21 protein-coding genes are annotated in these 22316 nt (G+C 51.7%); 5 read left to right on the forward strand and 16 right to left on the reverse strand.

The features are described 5' to 3' along the window. Positions 1-43: 43 nt before the first annotated feature. Together MED297_RS06730 and MED297_RS06735 are read left to right on the forward strand one after the other, a co-directional pair. The gene (locus tag MED297_RS06730; RefSeq protein ID WP_161599279.1) at positions 44-727 is read left to right on the forward strand and encodes a metallophosphoesterase; all 684 of its coding nucleotides are present in this window, start codon (positions 44-46) and stop codon (positions 725-727) included. Between the two features lie 108 nt (positions 728-835). Continuing rightward, the gene (locus MED297_RS06735; RefSeq protein ID WP_008043489.1) at positions 836-2089 is read left to right on the forward strand and encodes a tyrosine-type recombinase/integrase; all 1254 of its coding nucleotides are present in this window, start codon (positions 836-838) and stop codon (positions 2087-2089) included. On the opposite strand, the gene gorA is transcribed toward MED297_RS06735, so the two are convergent. The 12 genes from gorA to MED297_RS06795 all read right to left on the reverse strand — a co-directional run bounded on the left by gorA (position 2076) and on the right by MED297_RS06795 (position 14264). Further along, the gene (gorA, locus tag MED297_RS06740) at positions 2076-3458 is read right to left on the reverse strand and encodes a glutathione-disulfide reductase (protein ID WP_008043490.1); all 1383 of its coding nucleotides are present in this window, start codon (positions 3456-3458) and stop codon (positions 2076-2078) included. The genes MED297_RS06735 and gorA overlap by 14 nt on opposite strands. Positions 3459-3565: 107 nt before the next feature. Further along, complete coding sequence (locus tag MED297_RS06745; protein WP_008043491.1) at positions 3566-4225, reverse strand: GNAT family N-acetyltransferase; 660 nt, start codon at positions 4223-4225, stop codon at positions 3566-3568. A 168-nt stretch (positions 4226-4393) separates the two neighbouring features. After that, positions 4394-4882 carry a type II secretion system protein GspM gene (gspM, locus tag MED297_RS06750; protein WP_008043492.1) on the reverse strand — a complete coding sequence of 163 codons (489 nt, stop codon included), beginning with the start codon at positions 4880-4882 and terminating at the stop codon, positions 4394-4396. After that, positions 4882-6138, reverse strand: coding sequence for a type II secretion system protein GspL (gspL, locus tag MED297_RS06755; RefSeq protein ID WP_008043493.1), 1257 nt, complete (start codon positions 6136-6138; stop codon positions 4882-4884). Before gspL ends, gspM begins: the two co-directional genes overlap by 1 nt. A gap of 11 nt (positions 6139-6149) precedes the next feature. Further along, positions 6150-7181 (reverse strand): type II secretion system minor pseudopilin GspK, encoded by a 1032-nt coding sequence (gene gspK / locus MED297_RS06760; RefSeq protein ID WP_008043495.1) that lies wholly within the window; start codon positions 7179-7181, stop codon positions 6150-6152. Further along, complete coding sequence (gspJ, locus tag MED297_RS06765; RefSeq protein ID WP_008043497.1) at positions 7178-7885, reverse strand: type II secretion system minor pseudopilin GspJ; 708 nt, start codon at positions 7883-7885, stop codon at positions 7178-7180. The genes gspK and gspJ overlap by 4 nt, the downstream gene beginning before the upstream one ends. Beyond that, the gene (locus MED297_RS21130; protein WP_008043499.1) at positions 7882-8262 is read right to left on the reverse strand and encodes a type II secretion system protein; all 381 of its coding nucleotides are present in this window, start codon (positions 8260-8262) and stop codon (positions 7882-7884) included. The genes gspJ and MED297_RS21130 overlap by 4 nt, the downstream gene beginning before the upstream one ends. Then, entirely contained in the window at positions 8252-8809 is a 558-nt protein-coding gene (locus MED297_RS06775; RefSeq protein ID WP_008043501.1) for a prepilin-type N-terminal cleavage/methylation domain-containing protein, read from the reverse strand. The genes MED297_RS21130 and MED297_RS06775 overlap by 11 nt, the downstream gene beginning before the upstream one ends. Continuing rightward, complete coding sequence (gene gspG / locus MED297_RS06780) at positions 8809-9225, reverse strand: type II secretion system major pseudopilin GspG (RefSeq protein WP_008043503.1); 417 nt, start codon at positions 9223-9225, stop codon at positions 8809-8811. The genes MED297_RS06775 and gspG overlap by 1 nt, the downstream gene beginning before the upstream one ends. Positions 9226-9241: 16 nt before the next feature. Beyond that, positions 9242-10456 carry a type II secretion system inner membrane protein GspF gene (gene gspF / locus MED297_RS06785; RefSeq protein WP_008043504.1) on the reverse strand — a complete coding sequence of 405 codons (1215 nt, stop codon included), beginning with the start codon at positions 10454-10456 and terminating at the stop codon, positions 9242-9244. Between the two features lie 2 nt (positions 10457-10458). Continuing rightward, positions 10459-11928, reverse strand: coding sequence for a type II secretion system ATPase GspE (gspE, locus tag MED297_RS06790; RefSeq protein WP_008043506.1), 1470 nt, complete (start codon positions 11926-11928; stop codon positions 10459-10461). Between the two features lie 176 nt (positions 11929-12104). After that, the gene (locus MED297_RS06795) at positions 12105-14264 is read right to left on the reverse strand and encodes a hybrid sensor histidine kinase/response regulator (protein ID WP_008043508.1); all 2160 of its coding nucleotides are present in this window, start codon (positions 14262-14264) and stop codon (positions 12105-12107) included. Positions 14265-14495: 231 nt separating this feature from the next. On the opposite strand from MED297_RS06795, the gene MED297_RS06800 reads away from it, so the two are divergent. Both MED297_RS06800 and MED297_RS06805 read left to right on the forward strand, forming a co-directional pair. Further along, positions 14496-15833, forward strand: a complete 1338-nt coding sequence (locus MED297_RS06800) for a substrate-binding domain-containing protein (protein ID WP_008043509.1) — start codon at positions 14496-14498, stop codon at positions 15831-15833. 81 nt (positions 15834-15914) lie between these two features. After that, on the forward strand, positions 15915-16199 hold the full coding sequence (locus MED297_RS06805) for a LysR family transcriptional regulator (protein WP_008043510.1): 285 nt from the start codon (positions 15915-15917) through the stop codon (positions 16197-16199). Here the strand turns inward: MED297_RS06805 and MED297_RS06810 are convergent. The 4 genes from MED297_RS06810 to MED297_RS06825 form a co-directional block, all read right to left on the reverse strand. Further along, positions 16184-16741 (reverse strand): MOSC domain-containing protein, encoded by a 558-nt coding sequence (locus tag MED297_RS06810; protein WP_008043511.1) that lies wholly within the window; start codon positions 16739-16741, stop codon positions 16184-16186. The two genes, MED297_RS06805 and MED297_RS06810, sit on opposite strands and share 16 nt — an antisense overlap. Positions 16742-16791: 50 nt before the next feature. After that, positions 16792-18471, reverse strand: a complete 1680-nt coding sequence (gene bicA, locus MED297_RS06815) for a bicarbonate transporter BicA (protein WP_083779390.1) — start codon at positions 18469-18471, stop codon at positions 16792-16794. A gap of 153 nt (positions 18472-18624) precedes the next feature. Next, the gene (locus MED297_RS06820; protein WP_008043514.1) at positions 18625-19551 is read right to left on the reverse strand and encodes an electron transfer flavoprotein subunit alpha/FixB family protein; all 927 of its coding nucleotides are present in this window, start codon (positions 19549-19551) and stop codon (positions 18625-18627) included. Continuing rightward, entirely contained in the window at positions 19548-20300 is a 753-nt protein-coding gene (locus tag MED297_RS06825) for an electron transfer flavoprotein subunit beta/FixA family protein (protein ID WP_008043516.1), read from the reverse strand. Before MED297_RS06825 ends, MED297_RS06820 begins: the two co-directional genes overlap by 4 nt. Positions 20301-20642: 342 nt before the next feature. Between MED297_RS06825 and MED297_RS06830 the strand changes: the two genes are divergently transcribed. Further along, positions 20643-22298, forward strand: coding sequence for an electron transfer flavoprotein-ubiquinone oxidoreductase (locus tag MED297_RS06830; RefSeq protein WP_008043518.1), 1656 nt, complete (start codon positions 20643-20645; stop codon positions 22296-22298). Positions 22299-22316: the final 18 nt, after the last annotated feature.

The raw sequence follows: 22316 nt of genomic DNA on the forward strand, positions 1-22316 counted from the left end.
ATTGGGGAAAAGGCGTGATCATATTGCCGCTATGGTCTCGAATGTGCAACGTACCCGATTTCAGCCTCACCTGATTTTACCGGAAAACAAAGTCGGCAGAGATTTTATTGTCTCAGACTTGCACGGCCATCGTGCCCAGCTCGATCAGGCATTGCAGGACGTCGACTTTTCAGAGGCTCACGATCGGCTGATCAGCGTTGGCGATCTGATTGATCGTGGGCCGGACAGCGCCGGCTGTCTTTCTCTGCTGGAAGAACCCTGGTTTTGGGCGGTGCGGGGGAACCATGAGCAAATGCTCATCGAAACGGTCAATCAACAAACCGATGCACTCTGGAGTCGCTGGCTGTTAAACGGCGGCAGCTGGGTTTTGAATCACCCGGACGTCGCACAACAGGATTGGGCCGATACTCTGCAGTACCTGCCGTTGACCATTACCCTGCCTTGTCAGGATTACACGGTCGGCATTTGCCACGCAGAGTATACCGGTGAACACTGGGGTGAGCGTTATGATGCTGAGGATGAAGCCATCATCGAATGGCTCTGGGGCCGTACCCGACTAAAACGCAACAACCGACAACCGGTGAAAGGCGTTGATTGGGTGTTTTCTGGCCATACCATCGTAGATAAACCCCAACAGCTTGGTAATTCGGTTTTCATCGAACGAGGCGCCTACCTGGATAACCCCATCACCCTGATTGATCTGCAACAGTGGCTGGTCGAAAACTGATTCCGGTGTTCTCATAAACGGCAATAAGCCGTCAAACCCCATGCAAAGCCATCATGCCCAAGGTAAACTTTCCGCACATCGATGTGACAATGTCATTGGGAACCGGAATTGAGCAAACATACGCTACAACCGATATTTGATAACCTGAATGAGTTCGAAAACCCATTTCGATATCCGTTTCAGGTCTCTGATGACATTTTAAAACTCTCCGACGTCTCGAAGACCGCCTTACAACAGGACGCGACCCGATCTGCTCAGTTTCTGTACACTTATCGGGGCAGCCCGGACACCTTTGCGTCTTATCGACGGGAAATTGAACGCTTCCTGCAATGGTGCTGGTTCGTTGAAGGTTTGTCACTCGACCAGGTTCGTCGTCAGCATATCGAAGCCTTTGTGCATTTTTGCCAATCACCACCAAAACACTGGATTGGCACTAAGAGCGTCCAACGTTTCCTGAACTCCGGTGGTCAGCGGGTTGTGAATCCACAATGGCGCCCCTTTGTGGCCAAAGTGACCAAGCGAGCCAGAAAAGCCGGAGAAACCGCCGACGCGAAAAACTATGAGCTGTCGCAATCCGGTTTGCAGGCCATCTTTTCAGTGCTCAGTACCTACTTTAATTTTTTGATTCAGGAAGATCATGTTGCCCTGAACCCGGTTGCTCAAATCCGCCAAAAAGGCAAGTTTCTTCGTAAGCGTCAGGGTGCTGACACAATTCGCCGGCTGTCTGAAGCTCAATGGCATGAGGTGCTCAATGCCATCCAAGCAGTACTTGATGAAGACCCGGCCAAATGGGAACGGGCGTTGTTTATTGTCAGCTGTCTGTTTGGGTTGTATTTACGGATCTCTGAACTTGCGGAATCCGAACGCTGGCAACCGTCCATGTCCGATTTCTGGAAAGATTCACACGACAACTGGTGGTTTACGACGGTCGGTAAAGGCAACAAAGAACGCGATATTTCGGTGTCAGACGATATGTTGGTCGCGCTCCGACGATTTCGTCAGTTTCTGGGCTTAAGCTCGCTCCCGCTACCAGGGGAACATACTCCGCTGATTCCAAAGGTTCGGGGCAAGGGAGGCATTGCAAGCACGCGGCAGATTCGCTTTATCGTTCAGGAATGTTTCGACCTGGCGACAGACCGGTTACGAGCGCAGGGTGAAACGGAAGAAGCCGCGGCCCTTGAAACCGCGACCGTTCACTGGCTCCGCCATACGGGCATTTCAGAAGACGTTAAGTTTCGTCCGCGTGAACACGTCCGGGATGACGCCGGTCATGGCTCCAGCGCCATCACCGACCGTTATATTGATGTCGAGCGACAGGCCCGACATGCCAGCGCTCGGAGCAAGAAGATCAACCCGGCGTAACGCTGCGCCCTACCCGGCGACTGACCTCGCGCATGGTCACAAACTCTTCCGCGGCCGTCGGATGAATTCCGATCGTTCGGTCAAAGTCCGCTTTGGTAGCACCGGCATTCATGGCCACGCCAATCCCCTGGATGATTTCGCCGGCATCCTGCCCAACCATATGACAGCCAATCACCCGATCCGTCGATGCATCGACCAATAGCTTCATGTACATGCGCTCGGCGCTGCCGGACAGGGTGTTTTTCATTGGCCGGAACTGGCTTTCGTAGACGTCGACGGCATCGTAAGCCTCAATAGCCTGCTCTTCCGTGACCCCGACGGTTCCGATGTTTGGCTGACAGAAAACGGCCGTTGGAATCAGATCATAATTGACCTTCTTCGGTGCGTTGCCAAAAAGAAACTCAGACAGGTACATGCCTTCTGCCAGTGCAACCGGCGTCAGCTGAACCCGACCAATGACATCACCAATGGCGTAAATGTGACTGACATTGGTTTGATAATGCTCGTTCACATCCAGATTGCCGTGATGGGCCACCTCAACACCAGCGGCGGCGAGATTCAGCGGTTCAACTAGCGCTTTGCGTCCGGTGGCGTTGATGACTTCATCGACCTCCATCTGTTCGCCATCATTGAAAAAGACCTGCAGGCGACCGCTGTCCAGTTTTTCGATGCGTTCGATGGTGCAATGGTAATGCAGATGAATACCTGACTGCTTCAGCTCGCCGGACACAAAATGCCGTACGGCCTGATCAAAACCCCGCAACACCGGTTCGCCACGATAAACCAGATGGGTATTGGCACCGAGCCCGTTCAAAATACCGGCAAACTCGACGGCAATATAGCCGCCACCCACGACGATCACGTCTTTCGGAAAAGTTTCCATGTAGAAAAACTCATTCGACGTCAGCGTGTGTTCGTGCCCGGGAATTTTCGCTTTTACCGGCCAACTGCCCGTGGCAATAAGAATGTTTTCTGCTGAATACACCTCAGACCCGACTTTAACTTCGTGAGGTGACACAAACTCGCCTTCGCCGGTTATGATATCGACGCCGGCGTTTTCCAGCATCCGCTGATAGACGCCGTTTAAGCGCTGAATTTCCTGCGTTTTGTTGTCCCGCAACGTTACCCAATCAAATCGCGGTATTTCGTCTACCGTGTAGCCATAACCAACCGAATCCCGAAAAGCATGTGCGAACTCAGAGGCATAAACAAACAGTTTTTTGGGGACACAACCGACATTGACACAGGTGCCGCCGAGATAACGGGACTCAATGACCGCGACTTTAGCACCCTTTTGAGCAGACATGCGGGCGGCTCGGACACCGCCGGACCCGGCGCCGATCACCAGCAAATCGTAATCGTATTTCATGGAACAATCCTTAGATTGGTATTTTGAATAAGCGTGAGGAGACCACAAAGGTCTCCGATTGCTGTCTTAGATGAGGGGTATTGCCAGAAGTTCAATGCAAAACGAAATCAGGCAGCCCGATCGACATACCCGGGGTTGGGTCGGAACAAAACAAACTCCTGAATGGGTCCTAACGGTAACTCGGTATAAACTTCGTATCCGAGCGACTTATAAAATTCTAAGTACCGATTGTTACCCGTGTCCAGGAACAGGCCGATGGAGTTTTGATCTTTGTCCGTCAGATCATGAATGGTTTCCAGTAGTCGTTTACCCAACCCCTGCTTTTGAAAATCCGGATGGATACCGATAAGGCTGACCATACGATGGTTTTTCGCCGGCAGGCTTTCCTGAACTTCGTTGAAATACTGCACAAAACGGCGGGTACCTTCAAAGCCCGTGGTCAGCACCATCTTCATGCGCCATAGCAGTTGCCGGGAAATATCCATTTTCAGTTCGAGGTCACTGAAGAAGGCCACGCCCAGTAAACGCTCTTCTTTTTTGTGCATGACGCCAAACACAAACTCACCACGGTCGAAGTGCAAGCGGATCAACTCGCGAATGGTCGCGCGGATCCGCTGCTTATACCCTGGGCGATGCGAATCCAGAAGATATTTGAAAGTCGGTTCATCCCGGTAAGAATGATATAGCAATGAGCGGGCCTGGCGGCTATATCGCTCGTCAATTCTGACCACTTCGACGTCGTTTAGGTCTATCTGAGGTTTCGACATGAGGATCCTATTTATTGTTGTTTTCCATGGATTCAAATATGGCTGATTATCCTGGTTTTGCCAAGTCAGCCGATTAGCCTGAGTCTGACGCTGACGCGCCGCAAAGTGCGAATGGAAAGCCCGATCTTAGCTAAGAAACCAGACCAGCCTCTGATTCAGAACTCTCCCTTAGCCACCAACACCAAAGGTTACCCGGACATTCACAAAGCCAGGATTCGGTCGGTCATCCAGCGCCAGCTCCGTGTGCCCGATACCCATATTTTCCAGTCCGCCCAACCACTGTACCACAGAGGGGTAGCGAGCATCATCGAGCCAGACCCGGAGCAGTTCACCGTCTGGCTCAAAGCGCTGAATTTCGATGCCGTAGCGAGCTGCCTGGCGTCGGATTTCAGAGTTCATAATACTGGGGTTCAGTTCAGTGGCCCCACCGGTGACGGCCATGGCTTGGGGCGCTAAGGCTGTCAGCTCCTGGAGCGTTTGTTGCGCATTGGCCAGCTCTCGCTGTAAGTCTTGTCGCCAACTGGCCAGCGGAACGATCAATCCAAACACGATGATGGCAATGAGCAGTGAAATGCCAAGTAAGCGGGCTGCTTGTTGATCCCGACGGCTGAGTGACAACCACTTTTCCCGCAATGGTTCCAGATAGGTTTCAAACATCAGGCATCTCCTCCTAAAACCGTCTTAAACTGTGCCCGGAAACGGTCCGATTCCTGATTGGCAGAGTACTCAACCTGATACCCCTGTTGAGCCAATGTGTTCTTAAGCGCTTCAAACTGGCTGTATGCATCCCCATCCGTTCCGACCGGTTTCGCCAAGGTAAAAAAGGCTTCGCTGCGATCAGCATTGTAGCGGAAGTCTTCGAGCATGAAGGACTCCGGCACATTGCTGATATCGCGCAGTATGGTCAGAGCATTAGCATCCGTTTCGGAAGCCCCGCTGCCCGCGGTAGCGACCCTGGTACGCATTTCCCGCACCATTAAGGGTCTTTGAATCCGTTTATTCTGGCCGAAGACCTGCAAAAAGACGTCCTCGCTGGCCTGCCAGGTCTGGTCAATTTTTTCGGCAGTACGTTGGTTTTCGAAGACGGTCAAGGTTGTCCAAAGCGCAATCACGGCGACAGAGGCAACCAGTGCCGGTAACCATTGCTGGTAGTTCGGCCGCCCCTGATTTTGGCTGAAAGGCCCGGTCATTAGATTGCCGATGGGTTGTCTTTGTTCGGCTTGATCGTGCCAATCAACCAGATGTCGCGTTGGTTGAACCTGCCAGTTAACCACATATCCGGTAGCTTCGAACTCCGTTGCCAGCGCCTTCGCGGAACCCTCTGCAGACTCGCTGATGAGTTTGATTCGCGCATCGTCAGGCAGTTGCTGTTGTTCGGCCCATAGCTCAAACCATTGTGCGAAGCCTTTGGCATGTACATCAAAAACGGTGTTACGGGCACTGACAGTGACGGTTTCATTGTGCACCAGAAGCAGAAGATCATCTGTCTGATCATCCGGCACAATAAAGGATTGAGCGTTGTAAGCTTCGATAACCTGAAACTGGGCAGATTTCAGGGTGCCCAGGATCAGCGACAGCCGGTTCAGATCGGTGGCTTCAATTGTTGCCTTGCCCTGAACGGGTTTTTGCTTAAGTACCAAATGAACCGTATCGATGTCTTGAGCCAAATACTCTTCAGCGGCGAAACGCAACATCGTAAGGCTAACCCGTCGGGATTTTGCCGGTAACGAGACATCCACGGTCGAGAACCACTGTGGTGGTAAAAATAACCGGGTCAGGCAGACATCCAGATTGCGCTCCTGTTTTTGATCGCTCAAATCTTCAAGGGTGCCAGAATATCGATCGGAATCGCCGGCCCAGTACCACTCCAGTTGATCAACAGCACGCCAGTAAAGGCTCAGTTGAATGCTCATTCAATCTCCATTTAAAACTCACCCGCCGGATCATCGCTCGACGTAGCATCGTTATTGTTCCCAGGGTTCGCTGCAGATGCCGCGGCCTTAACCGGATCACCAGGCAGTTGGTTGGCTTCGGTAGCAGACCGATCCCGAAGCGTCACCGTCAGACCGCCATCCGCATCCCGATGAATAACGGACCGCTGTGACAGCGTGTCTTCACCCAGGGTAATTTCAGTATAAAGCTCAAACCAATCGGAGGTAACGCTCAATTCTGAGAGATAGATTCCAGATTGCTCATTTTCTTTAAACACATCCTGATTTAAAAAATCAGTGACCGCATCAAAGCCCTCCTCGCCCCGATCGGTCACGGCTTTAGCCGCAATATCCTGTCCGATATATCCGGCGATGGTCTGAATAACTTCCGAGGGCGCCGTATTAATGTTCAGTGCCGAGTCCGCTGGCAACGCAGAGACCCAGGGTGACAGCAAATCGAATTGTTCCTGATCCACACTCTTCAGTAACAGCAACTCGGTCACATCGGCCATGGCGGTATATGACGGAGCGTAACTCGGCTGTTCATCGGCATAAAAGTAGTCGGCCCCCGTGTCAGCATCGAACCACTGATACAACTCTTGAGCGATGCTCTCATCCGCGCCGATTAAGAGCAGCAACTTATCAAAAGCTTGTAATGCTCCGGAACGGTACTCACTGTCCATCGACAGCCAGTTCAGGTTGAAGCGACCCTGAAGGTCATTAATTTCAACTGCAACCAAGCCGCCTTCATCCAGAGGAAAAACAGCTTCCGTGGTGTTCCACAGCTCGTACAGATGGTCGGTACTGCTGGATTGGGCATCCAAGCTTAACCCAACTTCCGCGATAGCCTCCGCACTTTCAGCATAAGCCTGTGCCTGAGAAAGAAACAACACATGTCGGGTTCGTTCGACCTGAATGCGCTGTTGATATTGCACCTGAGCGACAATGACCATCAGAATGGCAAATACAAACATCACTTGCAGCAGTACATAACCCTGTTCATTAGCCGGCATCCGATTCTTCATTGGCCCGCTCCTTCAGGAACAACGACTTCAGACGGAACCTGGATTAACCGGCGGTAGGTGCCGCCATCAGATAATGAAATGTCAAACTGAACGCCCTGCAAAACCGTTTCTTTTACGCCGCTGGAAGGATTCAACGTCGGTGGTTCATCGCGGAACTCTTGTTCAGACGTTGTCGGATTTAAGTGAAGAAACTGCCATTCTACACTTTCAACCTGTGTCATCAGCACTTGGTGCTGCCAGGAGAGATAGCCGTCGTCATCCAGATGAACCCGGTAACTACGTACTAGGCATCCGCTTTGTTCGTCGGCGACCGCATCGTCTTCGGCCCAGGGACAGACCTCACTGCCCGGTTCGGCAAGTCGGTAATGAACCCGTTGTAAAGACGAACGCTCCATGGCCAGAAAAGGACTTTGAGCCCAACCGGCGCGGGTTAAAAAAAGCCCATTGTAGTCAAGGTGAACAGCGTCTTCGTAATCACCGAACGGATCACGGACCGACCGGTAAGGTGCCACCTGTATCAGATCTTGCTCAATGACGCGGATGGCCCGGTTCAGAGATGCAAACCTTAGAGACTGTTCTTCCACCACATCTTTCGCACCGATGCTGGTATTAAACAACGTCAGAGTGCCCACAGATATCAATGCGGCGATGGCTAATGACAGTAACAGCTCAATGAGGGTAAACCCGGAGTTCAACCTGATCATTGCGGTGCCTCGCCAATAACGGCGCGCAAAACGTCCGCAACCTGTTCCTCGCCATCCGGACGCGCATGGAGCTCAACATGGCGTAAAAATCCGCCAATGACGTCCATTTCGACATTACGAATCACAATATCCACTTCCCAGTTTCGCTCGTTGAACGTCACTTCTCGAGTGGATTCACCCGCGTTGGGTAAGGCATCTTCAAGACGAATGCGAGCTAACTCGTTTTGGTTAACCCATCGGGCCTGTGTCTGCTCTTCGATCTGCCGTGCTGACGTCAGCGCCTGTACATTAGCTAACGCAATGGTTGCAGCCGTTAGCCCGAAAATAACCAAAGCGATCATGACTTCTATCAGGGTAAATCCGCGATCAGCGTTCATCACGGGCCACCTTCAGGCGATTGTAACCATCACCCACGACCGTAATCTGTTGCTCTCGGTCGGCTTCGTGGCTCATAAACAGGGTGAATGAAGGTTGGTATTCTTCGCTGGGTAATAAAATGATATGAGGCGACAAGTCCAGAGGATCTTCGGGTATTTCTGACTCTAGCGGAATCCAATCCCGACTCTGGTTATCCAGCAGCAGTTCCACCGTCACGTCGTCGCCAACCGGAATTGTCCACGTGGACTCCTGCTCCCACATGAAATCATTTTCTCCTAAGTTTGGATCGCCTTCCCGCCAGCTGAGAGCGGCGATATCGTGCTCAGTGATGTAGAGCCCGACTTCCTGGCCACTTAATAGCGCACGATCCAACTGTTGACCAAACCAGAACTCGAAGGCATGTCCTTGTTTTTCAACGTCATCGAGAGGGTTTTCAGAGACCGTTAATAAGCGCACAGTGGCCGCTCCGATGGCGATGATGAGCACCACAATCATGACCTCGAGCAGGGAAAACCCACTCTGTTTGTGGCGATGGTGCGCAGTCATCAGTCGGTGTCAGATGAGGTGATATCCTGGTTCAGGTCTTCGCCACCTTCACGACCGTCCGCTCCGTAGGAAATAACCTCCGGCTGCCCACCGTCGTTAATGTAACCATACGGGTTTTCCCAAGGATCTTTCGGCATTTTCTGCAAATAAGGACCACGCCAGTTTTTCGGCTCCGGACTGCCAGAAGGCTTACTGACAAGCGCTTCCAGGCCCTGATCGGTTGACGGGTAGTGGGAGTTGTGTAACCGGTACATTTCCAAGGCCTGGCCAATGGTCTGAATGTCAGTTTGAGCAGCGGTCACCCGCGCTTCATCCCCTCGTCCGACCACGTTAGGGACCACCAGGCCCATAATAATGCCCAGTATCACCAGGACGACCATCAGTTCGATCAGCGTAAAGCCGCGTTGTTTGTTCATAGTTTTCCCTCTGTAATTATCCTGCTAGGGCGTTCATCTGCATCATCGGCAGAACAATAGCCAATACAATTATCAGAACGATGCCCCCCATCACGATCAGCATAAGGGGTTCCATTAACCCTAAAATCGTTGAAATCAGGTCCTTGACCTGCCGGTCCTCGGCATCGGCGGTCTTACTGAGCATCTTGTCCAGTTCACCACTGGCTTCACCGCTGCCTATCATATGTAACATCATCGGACGAAAGTAACCGGCCTCGCTCAAAGCTTTATGTAAAGAGCCACCTTCACTGACGCTGATGGCGGCGCGATTAACCCGAGCTTGTATTTCGAGATTTGACACCACCTGAGAGGCGATTTTCATCGCTTCAACCAACGGTACACCCGCGCTGGATAGCATCGCAACGGTGCCAATAAACCGGGAGGTGTTAAACCCTCGCGAAATGCGACCAATCAGCGGCAGTCGAAGAAACAATCGATGGGTGCGAATGCGACGTTCTTTACGGCGATTAAACAGGTGGACACAGAGCCCGATCAATGCGAAAACGATCAGGGAATGAAGCCAATAGGTTTCAATCCAACCGCTTGAGGCCAGTAACCAGCGAGTCGGACCCGGCAGTTCACCACCGGTTGCGGTAATTGCGCCGACAATCTGCGGGACAACAGACTTCAGCAGGAACACAATGATGCCAATGGCGACAAAAATAAGAATACTGGGGTAGATACTGGCAATCTGAATCTGGTTGCGGATCTGTTGTTGATCTTCCATGTAATCCGCCAGGCGATCGAGGACCTGATCCAGATGCCCGGAATGCTCCCCGGCATTGACCGTTGCCTGGTATAAAACCGGAAACGCACGCGGATACTCTTTCAGGGCCGATGCGAGACTGAAACCTTCAAGAACTTTGGAACGCACACTGAGCAACAATCCACGAACCCGGGCTTTTTCCGACTGCTCTGCGGCTGCCTTCAGACACTCTTCCAACGGCATACCAGAGCCAACCAGTGTTGATAACTGCCGGGTGAGCAAAGCCAAATCGGCCACGTTCAATGATGGCGAAAAAAGACCACCGCTACTCTTTTTATTACTGGTTTTCTGGGAGACATTTACCGACTCCACAAACCAGCCTTTATCTCGCAATTGCTGGCGAACCTGTCGGGCACTGTCGGCCTCGGTAATGCCTTTTTTACGCTTGCCCTGACCGTCCAGAGCGACGTAGCTGTACGCTCCCATAGTCAATAACTCCGATTGACGCGCAGAACTTCTTCAATGGTGGTGACGCCCTGTCTGACCTTACTGAGGCCATCGTCAAGAATGGAGTGACTGGATTTCCTGGCATAGGCTTCCAGTTCAATGTCCCCAGCCTGCTTGTGAATCAGTTGCCGCATTCCCTCATCAACTCTGAGTAACTCGTAGACCCCGACACGGCCTTTAAAGCCGGTGTTTTTACAGGCGGAACAGCCGCCGGCCTGATAGATCGTCTGATCGTCATCCGGCGCAAATTTCAGTAACTCGCGTTCACTGTCATCGGGCTGATGAGCAACCTTGCATTCCGGACAAAGGGTTCTGACAAGACGTTGTGACACCAGCCCGATCAGGCTGGAGGCTAACAAAAACGGTTCGATGCCCATATCCTGCAACCGCGTCACGGCCCCAACGGCAGAGTTCGTGTGCAAAGTGCTCAGCACCAAGTGACCGGTTAAACTCGCCTGTACCGCAATTTCAGCGGTTTCCAGATCCCGGATCTCACCGATCATTACAACATCCGGGTCTTGTCGCAGGATGGCCCGTAACCCCCGGGCGAAGGTCATATCCACCTTGGAATTCACCTGAGTTTGCCCAATGCCTGGCAGGCCATATTCAATCGGATCTTCGACCGTCATGATATTCCTGACCTGGCTGTTGAGCGATTGCAATGCCGCATACAAGCTGGTGGTTTTACCAGAGCCGGTCGGCCCGGTGACCAGAATAATGCCATGGGGCCGGGAGATCAGATCCTTAAACAGCGTGTAATCGTCCTGGTGCAACCCCAGATGGGCCAGATCAAGCCGGCCGGCCTGTTTGTCCAGCAATCGAAGCACAACCCGTTCACCATGATTAGAAGGGATGGTGGACACCCGTAAATCAACTTCACGACCGGCGACTCGCAGAGAAATCCGGCCATCTTGTGGGAGCCGTTTTTCTGCGATATCGAGACGCGCCATGACTTTGATACGGGAAACCAATAATGGCGCCAGGGCCCGTTTGGGTTGTACGACTTCCCGCAATACCCCATCAACCCGGAACCGGATCGACAGACGTTTTTCAAAGGTCTCGATGTGAATGTCCGAAGCGCCCTCCCGGACAGCTTCAGTCAGAATGGCGTTAATCAGACGGATAATGGGGGCGTCGTCGACCTGCTCCATGAGGTCTTCGGTTTCCGGAACCGACTCCGCCAAACTACTCAAGTCCATGGACTCGCCCAATCCTTCGACCATCTGCATCGCTTCGTCGGAATCGGATTGATAGGCTTTGTTTAATGCTTCGGAAAAATCATTTTCATTGACGGGTTCTAACGGCAGTACCGACTCAGTAATCCTCTGAGCTTCCTGCATTGCGACGAGATTGGCACCGGGCCGATACAGAATACGAACGCCGTCGGCGTGGTCATAATCGATGACGACACCGTGTTTTTTTGCGAACGCGAAGGGTAACTGTCTGTCCATGTTTTAAGCGGTACCACTCTTGCAACGGGCCGGTAGGTGCCCGGTTAGTTTACTTCGATCCATTGTGAACGATGATCGAAACCAATAAAACGCCCTACTGCCATTTTTGCGTAAAGGATTCACTTTATCCCCTAAATTATTGATAAACCAGAGGATTCACGAGGCCTTTACAACCCTCAGTCAGCGGTCCAACGCTGCAACGCACCGACGAGTAGATCCCGTTGCAATGGTTTCCCGAGAAAGTCGTCCATGCCCGCAGCCAGACACTCTCGCTCCACTTCGGGTGTCTGTTCAGACGTCATTGCCACAATGGGGATGTGCTGCCCGGTGTTGATTTCGTCCTTGCGAATCAGGCGGGTTGCTTCCAAGCCATCCAAACGTGGCATATAGCAATCCATAAGCACCAAATCGTAATGATTGGTCTTGAGTTTTTCGATGGCTTCACGCCCATTGACGCAGGTGTCGACCTGAACACCGGTCTGTTCCAGCATTCGCAACACAACTTTCTGATTCAACAGGTTGTCTTCTGCAAGCAATACGCGTGAGTTCTCGCATCGGTAAATATCGGCCTCGGCATCTTCAGATTCATCGGTCGCAGCGCGTAATGCGCTCAACAGCTGATCACGGGCAACCGGCTTCTCAACAAAGGTGTAGCGTCCGTTAAGATCAGCAAACAGGCTGCGTTGCAGTTCCGAAGCGTATAAAACAATGTGCGTTTGAGCGACAAAGCGCTCGCTCAGACTTTCAATCTCTCTGAGTTGTTGACGTGCTTTCTGGTCGTCTACCGGGACATTGATAAATATAAAGTCGGTTTCGATGCGCTCTTCGCTGTCCAGCAACCGATCCAGCGTCCAGACGGCAACCTGCATGTTCCAGCTCATGAACTCAGCGGTCAGAGAACGCTCATTCTGTTCAGAAAGATCGACCAACAGAATGGACTTGCCGGCCATATACTTAGCCGGTTTGAATGAGCTGGCCTGCTGACTGGTCGTACTGATTGGCAGACTGACGCGGATTTTTCTCAGGTCGTCATTGGCTGTCGCGCTGAGCACGGCCCCCATCGCTTTGAATTGGGCGGTTGCCACCATCAAAGTTAACTGATCGGCCACATCTTCATCTTCCGGCAGAATGTCCATTTGTCGGTTCAACGCGGAGCGTAAATCTTCGATGGCCATTTCCGTATTAATGAAATAGAACGTCAGGATTAACTGTTCCTGTCCGGCTTCGGAATCAATGCCGACACGAACCGTGATTTCGCCGCTCTCCGCCATATCGAGGGTGAAATCCAACAGCCTTCGGAAAGCGTTCGACAACCATTGAGGGTCCGCCTCGATACGTTCAGGCACATCAGGATGGTACAGATAGGACAGCTCCCGTCCGTTTTCATGGGCCTTCGCACCCATGTCGGCCATGGCGTGTTCCAGTGTTTTACGCAGATTAAACACCATCGACTGAGGAACCCGGGTCTGATCGCGCTGCTCAATAAAGGCTTCCAGATCATTGATTAAGTCCAACATGGAGTAACCGGATCGGCGGGCAATACTCAGCATGCCCTGATTTTCATTATCCTGATCTCCCAGAGACAACATACTGAGAACGCCAAGCAGGCCACTGAGCGGATTTTTAACCCGCATCAGAATCTGCTGTATAAACCGCCGGTTCGACTTATTATCTACTGTACTGGCTTCTCTGGCCTGCTCCAGAACCGACAACCGAAGTTTGTACTCATGATTCGTGGCCAGAAAGCTCCAGACGAGATCCCCGACCCGATGTGCCGTGCTGACCAGGTAAAAGTACATGGCGACGAACCCGATACCCAGAATCAAGGCGATTTCCAGCGCCGATAAAAAGAAATAAAAGACGGCAATCGGCCCCAGCAATACCAACAAATAAAGGCGAACCGTTTTCCCATAAAGGGAGTAAACAAACGTTCCGCCGGCCGCGATTGCGGCGGTATAGAGAATTCCGAGCTGCAGGATAGGCGCTTCTGGCGCCGTCGCGAGCCGATACGTCAGGTAAGCCGACCAGATACCTGCATGTAGAAAACCCGACAGAATAAATGCGTCACGCCAGCGTGCAGGACCACGGGCATACCACTCTTCAAACTGCGCGATCATGATGAAACGCCAGGCCGCCATCACCACCAACGCCAAACCAAACAGATACACCACGCTCGGTGTCGGAGCCTGCATCAACAGGCTCCATTCAATGATGATGAACAGACCAAAATGCAGCAGCGCGCTCGGCAACCCCTGACGACTGAGCGTCTGATCAACCCGTTTCAGAATGGATCGGTCTTTCTGTGCCTTGTGGTGTGGCCTAAAAAACAAACTCATAAATAACAGCAGGTGATTGTAAAGGTGGCAACTATACGCGCTAACCCTGCTTTTCCCAAGCCCTTAGCGCGCTCAGAGACAGCAAGTTGTGGGGTTTATGACGCGGTTCCGTGATGGGCATCGCCCCATCTTTCTAAACCAGGTTATCAGCGGTCAGGGCCGCTCGTAACAAAACTGTCATCAAACCATCATAACCTCGCCAGCGTTTTCAGCTGTCGGAGTCCTCATACCATGCCACGCCTCGTTGTCGTCTTGTTCATTCTAGTCAGTGTCGCTGCCCAAGCTGACGTGTTTGATGACCATCCTATTCAACTCAATGAACGGGGCTACCTCTTCGAGATGCATGGTTCAAACACGATTGGGGCCGCTCTGGCGCCAGCATTGATTCAAAGCTGGCTGGTCAGTCACGGTTTTGAGCAACTGAACAGCCGGATGACCTCAGTGCCAAACGAGCGCATCATCTCAGCGCGTTCACCGACCGGCGACAACATTCAGATATTTGTTGCGGCTCACGGTTCAGGAACCGGTTTCGCACAAATCCAGGCGGGACACGCCGACATTGCTGCCGCTTCCCGGCCAGCAAAAGACAGTGAGAATGCCCTTTTCCCTGACGTAGACGTGACCACAGCTCAATCAGAGCTGGTCTTGGCCATCGATGGCATTGCCGTCATTGTTCATCCGGCTCTTGACCTGGAATCCTTGTCTATTCAACAGATTGGACAATTGTTTTCGGGCCAAATCCAAAACTGGAATCAAATCGGAGGCCCGAACTTACCGGTATCGGTGCACGCTCGGGATAACCAATCCGGGACCTATGACACCTTTAACACACTGGTTCTTAAACGTGGTTATGATTTGACCGCAGACGCGGCCCGCTATGAATCCAATGACGTGTTATCGGCTACGGTATCGTCGACACCCGGCGCTATCGGGTTCACTTCGTTAGCATCCATTGGTGAGGCAAACGCCGTCGCTGTAATTGATGGCGACAGCACGCCGATGCGCCCACAGAATGCCACCATTGCCACTGAAGACTATCCATTAGCCCGACGCTTGTATCTGTATGAAATCAACAGCGCTAATGCCTTTGTTTTAGACTTTCTGCGCTTTGCGCGCAGCCAAGCGGGACAACAGGTGGTTGCGCAAACAGGGTTCGTCTCACAGAACCTTCAATCGATGCCAATGCCGGTTTCTGGCACTTTGCCGGCGGGTTACACCTTTATTTCCGAAAACTCTGAACGGATTACCACCAACTTTCGCTTCCGACCTGGAACCAATCATCTAGATAACAAAGCGATGGACGATCTGGATCGCTTGGCGGCTTTTATGGCACGCCCTGAAAATAAGGATCGGAAACTCATCCTGATCGGGTTTTCCGATCAGCAAAATAATGAGTTTCGAGCGCAGCTTGTCTCAGAAGCCCGAGTCATTCAGGTTAAACGAGCATTAGCTGAAAAAGGCATTCAATCGTCTGCTTTGACCGGGTACGGTCATCTGAATCCGGTCGCGTCGAACGTCGACCCCAAATACGCGTTAAGAAACCAACGAATTGAGGTTTGGATACGCTAGAGGGTTGATTTTCAGACCTTCCCTTTCCGCAAAGAAGGCTTAAGCTGGGGCGCATACAAAAATAATAATGCAGGCCCCTTGATGCGACTGTTGGACTCAGACCTGAATCTTTATCGGGTTTTCCTGACGATCTACCGTACCCGAAACCTAACCCATGCCGGTGAACAGCTTGGCGTTACTCAGCCTGCGGTCAGCAATGCCTTGTCGCGGCTTCGAACGATTTACGATGATCCGTTATTTGTGCGCCATGGGAAATGGATGCGGCCAACCTTAAAAACAGAACAAATCATTCCCGATGTCATGCAGGCACTGCAGCTGTTAGCAGACACCTTGGCGCCAGAAACCTCAGATCAGCCCTCTGAATAAACGCTTATTGAGTCATTAACGCGAACTTCACCACCACGAATCACTTTCGCATTGACACCGCGCGCACGAAGGGCTTTACCGGGTGTAGAGTTCACAAAAAGCGTGGCATCTTTACCGAATCGATCGCTGAACTTTCGACAACCCAAGTGCGGCTCCGCCGTTACTTCGATTAACGCATCGCCGATTTTAAGCACGGTGCCTGCGGGTAACCGCTCTTCACTGAGATCGAAGTCGACAAAAAACTGATCACCGGCTAATGGCCACTGATCTTGATGTCCCGCAATGACTTCAATGACCCGGGCATTCATCAACGTCAGCTGAGCGTCGAGCAACGCCGAGCCATCGGGGGTTTTGCGGTTGCCGCGAGCCCGCCAGCTGTCACCGACCAATCCTTCTTCCAAAGTCAGGACGCCTTCGGTTATCGTTTCGCGTTGGTCAACGGCAGGACGACGAACAATTTGTTTAATAACGCCAACGTCAGTTGGTGACTGCCCGAAATAGGCTAATTTTTCCTGCAGCTCAGTCTGGCTTACTTGGGTCATTTGTGTTCCTTTTTAAATGAATTTAATGAACAGGGGCCTTTGATTGTCCTTCATTCAACAACCGATTCCGGAATTGTGTGTTCCGAACCAGTCAATGACTGAGATGCGAGTCGCAATGCATCGAGACGCGTTGAACAAAACTGATCAGACGGCAACATATCAAACACGCCGACGCCCTCAAGAAACCGGGAGGTTTCTTCTTCGGGGCGAACGACATAGACGGTTTTTCCGGCCTCAAGAGCATCTTTGATTGCGTTTTCGATTGCTAAAGAGACGGTCGCATCAATCAACGGAACGTCGCTGATATCAATAACCAGCGCTGAACATGACATGACCGCATTGTGTTCACGAGCAATGGCTTTGGATACGCCGAAAATCATCGGACCGCTTAAGTACATCAACAACAGTCGCCCCTGAGCATTGTCCAACAATGTTTTTTCTTCCGGGTTCAGGGCAATGGCATCGTCAGAGTCAGTAATGGTTTTAATGTTTCGGGTCTGAACCCGACTGAGACGCTCAATGGTCAGAATGTTAGCGATGAACACGCCAAGGCCAACCGCAACGATCAAATCAAAAAACACCGTCAAAAACATCACGCCGTACATGATCACCGTCGCATGCAATGACACCCGGTGAGCCCGCTTCACAAAGCTCCAATCCAGAATGTTAATACCCACGCGTACAGCAATACCGGCCAGCACAGCCAGTGGGATACTTTCGGTCAAGCCAGCGGCCCACAACACAACAATCAACAGCACTAATGCACGAACCACACCGGACAGCGCGGAGCGTGCCCCTGTCTGAATGTTAACGACAGTCCCCATGGTGGCCCCGGCACCGGGTAGCCCGCCAAACAAACCGGAGACCAGGTTACCGATCCCCTGCCCAACCAGTTCTTTGTCGGATTTGTGTTCTTTACGGGTGAGGCTGTCTGCGATGACAGCGGTCAGCAATGCGTCGATACACCCCAGTGTGCCTAGCACCAGGGCATCAATAACCATGGTGGTCCATTGCTCGGCCGAAAAGGTCGGCACGATAAGAGACGGCAAGCCGAGGTTAATTTCACCAATCCGCCGGACCTCAAAAAAACCGAACAACGTCAGTGAAACCAACGTCCCGACCACGAGCGCAATCAGCTGCGCTGGCACATAGCGCGTCCATTGTTTTGGCGCATAAAACAGTATACCCAGCGTCATCACACCCAGAATCAACTCAACCGGGCGTATGTTCATAATCAGGTCCGGCAACGCTTTCAATGTACCGGTGACGCCCCCAGGGGGGCTGGCTTGGCCAAGAAAAGGGGCTAACTGGAGAATCACCAGAATAATACCAATTCCGGACATAAAACCGGAAATCACACTATAAGGCATCAAGGTAATGTACTTTCCGAGCTTCAGAGCACCCAATGCGATCTGGAACAGGCCGGCCATCATCACCACGGTAAACGCCATCGCCTTGCCGCTTTCAGGATTATCAGCGACAAGCGTGGTTAACACCGCGGTCATGACCACCGTCATTGGCCCGGTTGGTTCGGAAATCAGAGTAGAAGTCCCACCAAAAAGAGCGGCAAAAAGCCCGACGAGCACAGCACCATAAAGCCCGGCTTCGGCGCCAGCTCCGGAAGCCACACCAAAGGCCAGCGCCATGGGCAACGAAACAACAGCGGCCGTCAGACCACCGAAGACATCGCCTTTGAGATTATCAAAACGGATATCATTAAATAATTGCATAACTGACACTAAAACTTCGACATTCTTATCATTGTACGCAATATTTCCCCAATCAGCGTTTCGTTCTTGCACAATCAGTTTGTAACGCACGTTGAAAATACAATAGGCATAAAAAAACCCGCCAGAGCGGGTTTTTCAACTGACGCAGACGGCTTAGAGAGCCTTTTCCAACTCAGGTAACGCTTCGAACAGGTCCGCAACCAGGCCGTAATCAGCCACTTGAAAGATGGGTGCCTCTTCGTCTTTGTTGATCGCAACAATGACCTTACTGTCCTTCATACCGGCCAAGTGTTGAATCTGGCCGGAGATACCGACCGCAATATACAACTCTGGCGCCACAATTTTACCAGTTTGACCAACCTGCATATCGTTTGGCACAAAACCTTCATCAACGGCGGCACGTGACGCGCCCACAGCTGCACCGAGTTTATCGGCTACTTTGTAGAGCAACTCGAAGTTATCGCCATTCTGCATACCACGTCCGCCAGAGACCACGACGCCAGCAGCGGTTAACTCTGGGCGATCGGACACGGCCAGCTCTTCACCAACAAACTCGCTGATTCCGGCGTCTTCTTGAGCGGCTAATGACTCTATGGAGGCACTGCCATCCAAACCAGCCGGTTCAAAGGCGGTTCCACGAACGGTCAGCACTTTGATCGGATCAGCGGACTGAACGGTGGCAATGGCGTTACCCGCATAAATCGGTCGTTTGAAGGTATCTGCACTTTCAACGGCTATGATTTCAGACACTTGCTCCACGTCCATCAAAGCCGCAACCCGAGGCATAAAGTTCTTGCCGGTTGTGGTCGCCGCCGCCAGAACATGGCCATAGTCGCTTGCAACGGATGCAACCAGATTGGAGAGATTTTCGGCCAAGGCGTGTTCGTAATGGTCTGCGACGCTGTTCAATACCTTAGTCACGCCGGTAATTTTGGCAGCCTCTTCGGCAACCGAGTCCGTCGATTTACCGGCAACCAAAACGTGAATGTCGCCACCGATTTGCTGTGCGGCTGCAACAACGTTGCGTGTTACCGGTGCCAGTTCACTGTTATTGTGTTCAGCTATTACCAAAATACTCATGACAACACCTTCGCTTCGTTTTTCAGTTTTTCGACCAGTTCTTCAACAGAAGACACGGTGATACCTGCCTCTCGTTCAGCCGGAGGCGCAACATTTAATGTCGTGACCGAACGCTTTTCTTCAACGCCGTAGTCAGCTGGTGTCTTTTTATCCAGCGGCTTACGCTTGGCTTTCATGATGTCCGGAAGTTTCACGTAGCGAGGTTCGTTCAAGCGTAAATCGGTCGTCACGATGGCTGGCAACGTCAACCCAACGGTTTGCAGACCACCGTCGATTTCACGGGTTACATTGACCTTGTTGTCTGCGACCTCAACTTTGCTGGCAAAGGTTCCTTGCGGCATGCCGGTTAACGCCCCCAGCATCTGGCCCGTCTGGTTGTTGTCTGTATCAATCGACTGCTTACCAAGAATCACCAATCCAGGCTCTTCTTCGGCGACAATGGCTTTCAGCAGTTTGGCGACGGTTAATGAGCTCGCCGGTGCTTCCGTCGTGATCAGAATACCGCGATCAGCACCAATCGCCATGGCTCGACGAATCTGCTCTTCCGCTTTGGCTTCACCAATAGAAACCACAACAATTTCAGTGGCAACACCCTGTTCTTTCAGGCGCACAGCCTCTTCAACAGCGATATCACAAAATGGGTTTATGTCCATTTTGACGTTGGCCAGGTCCACATCGGACTGATCGGCCTTGACTCTGACCTTGACGTTGTAATCAACAACGCGCTTTACGGGTACCAAAATTTTCATAGTGTCCTCAGTAATTCTTATGATTTCCGGCAACGAGTGAAAATCTGAATAATTAGTGTTGAATTCTGCCTAACGGTCCGCTCGAAGAGTGACAGTCCTGCCATTCTGAACCCGTGATCGGGAAATCAATCCGACATAATTCAACGTTCATTGACATGGGGCATTTAAGCCGTTTTAAACGGAAATTTCAAACAGTTGTTTTAATTTTTCGTTTGATCAGGGTAAACTCGACTTAAACACACAATTTCAGACGTAATAAGCTGAATTTTATAACAAAAACTCACAAGTCGAGTCCATCCGGGCCGGATCATTCGACTTAACGTGGCTACTCAGGAGGTTTCTATGGAACGCGAATCCATGGAATTTGATGTTGTAATCGTTGGTGCCGGACCCGCCGGTCTCTCAGCCGCCATCAAGTTAATGCAAGACGCTCAGAGCAATGAGCAAGAGGTGTCTGTCTGCGTCGTAGAAAAAGGCTCCGAAGTTGGCGCCCATATCCTGTCCGGCGCTGTTTTTGAACCGACTTACCTTAATGAGCTGTTTCCCGACTGGAAAACGCTCGGTGCACCACTGGAAACACCGGTAACCCGCGACGACATCTACGTCCTGAACTCCGAAACCAGTCATCTCAAAGTACCGCACATGTTTGTCCCGACGACCATGAACAACGATGGTAACTACATCATCAGTCTGGGTAACCTCTGTCGTTGGCTGGCTGAACAGGCCGAAGGCCTCGGCGTTGAAATTTTCCCGGGCTTTACCGCGGCGGAAGTTTTGTATGACGATAATGGTGCGGTAAAAGGCATCATTACCGGCGATATGGGTGTCGCCGAAGACGGATCCGAAAAAGACAGCTATATGCCTGGCATGGAGCTTCATGCGAAAACGACAATTTTCGCAGAAGGCGCACGAGGACACCTCGGCAAGCAACTCATTGCACGGTTCGGACTGGATAAAGGTAAAGATACCCAGCATTACGGCATCGGTATTAAAGAACTGTGGGAAGTTGAATCAGACAAGCATGAGCCTGGTTTGGTCGTGCATACTGCTGGCTGGCCGCTGAAAGAGCATGGCGCTTCCGGTGGCGCATTCATGTATCACCTCGAAAACAATCAGGTGGTGCTCGGCTTGATTACAGACCTGGGATACCACAACCCCTATTTGTCGCCCTTTGATGAGTTTCAACGCATGAAGCATCATCCAATTTTTAAAAAGTACCTTGAAGGTGGCAAGCGGGTTTCCTATGGCGCGCGCGCACTCAACAAAGGCGGCCCACAAGCCCTGCCCAAAATGCATTTCCCGGGTGGACTGCTGATTGGTTGTGATGCTGGCACCATGAATGGCGCGAAAATCAAAGGGTCTCATACCGCGATGAAGTCTGGCATGCTTGCCGCGGAATCGATTATGGCTGCCCTGAAAAAAGGTCTCGAATACGGGCAGGATCTGTCAGATTTTGCTGAACGTTTTGCCAACAGCGATCTGAAAAAAGAGCTCCATTTCCAACGTAACTTCAGCCCAGCTCAACACAAATGGGGCAACGTCTTCGGTTCTGCCTATGCGTTTATTGATATGAACATTTTTCGTGGCACCCTGCCCTGGACTCTGACGGATCCAACACCGGATTACGCCACATTAAAACCGGCAGCCGAGTCACAAAAAATTGAGTATCCAAAATACGATGGCAAACTCACCTTTGATAAACTCAGTTCGGTGTTCCTATCAAACACCAACCATGAAGAGGACCAGCCGGTTCACCTGAAACTGACCGATCCGGAGCTACCGATTCGTGACAATCTGCCGAAATACGCAGAACCGGCTCAGCGTTTCTGCCCGGCGGGCGTTTACGAAGTGGTTGAGTCCGATGACGGTGAAAAACGCTTCCAGATCAATTCGCAAAACTGTGTGCACTGTAAAACGTGTGACATTAAGGACCCGGCACAAAACATTACCTGGGTCACCCCTGAAGGGGGCGGCGGTCCGAACTACCCGAACATGTAACATTAAAAAAGAGCACCG

The organism is Reinekea blandensis MED297 (assembly GCF_000153185.1).
Taxonomy (GTDB): Bacteria; Pseudomonadota; Gammaproteobacteria; order Pseudomonadales; family Natronospirillaceae; genus Reinekea; species Reinekea blandensis.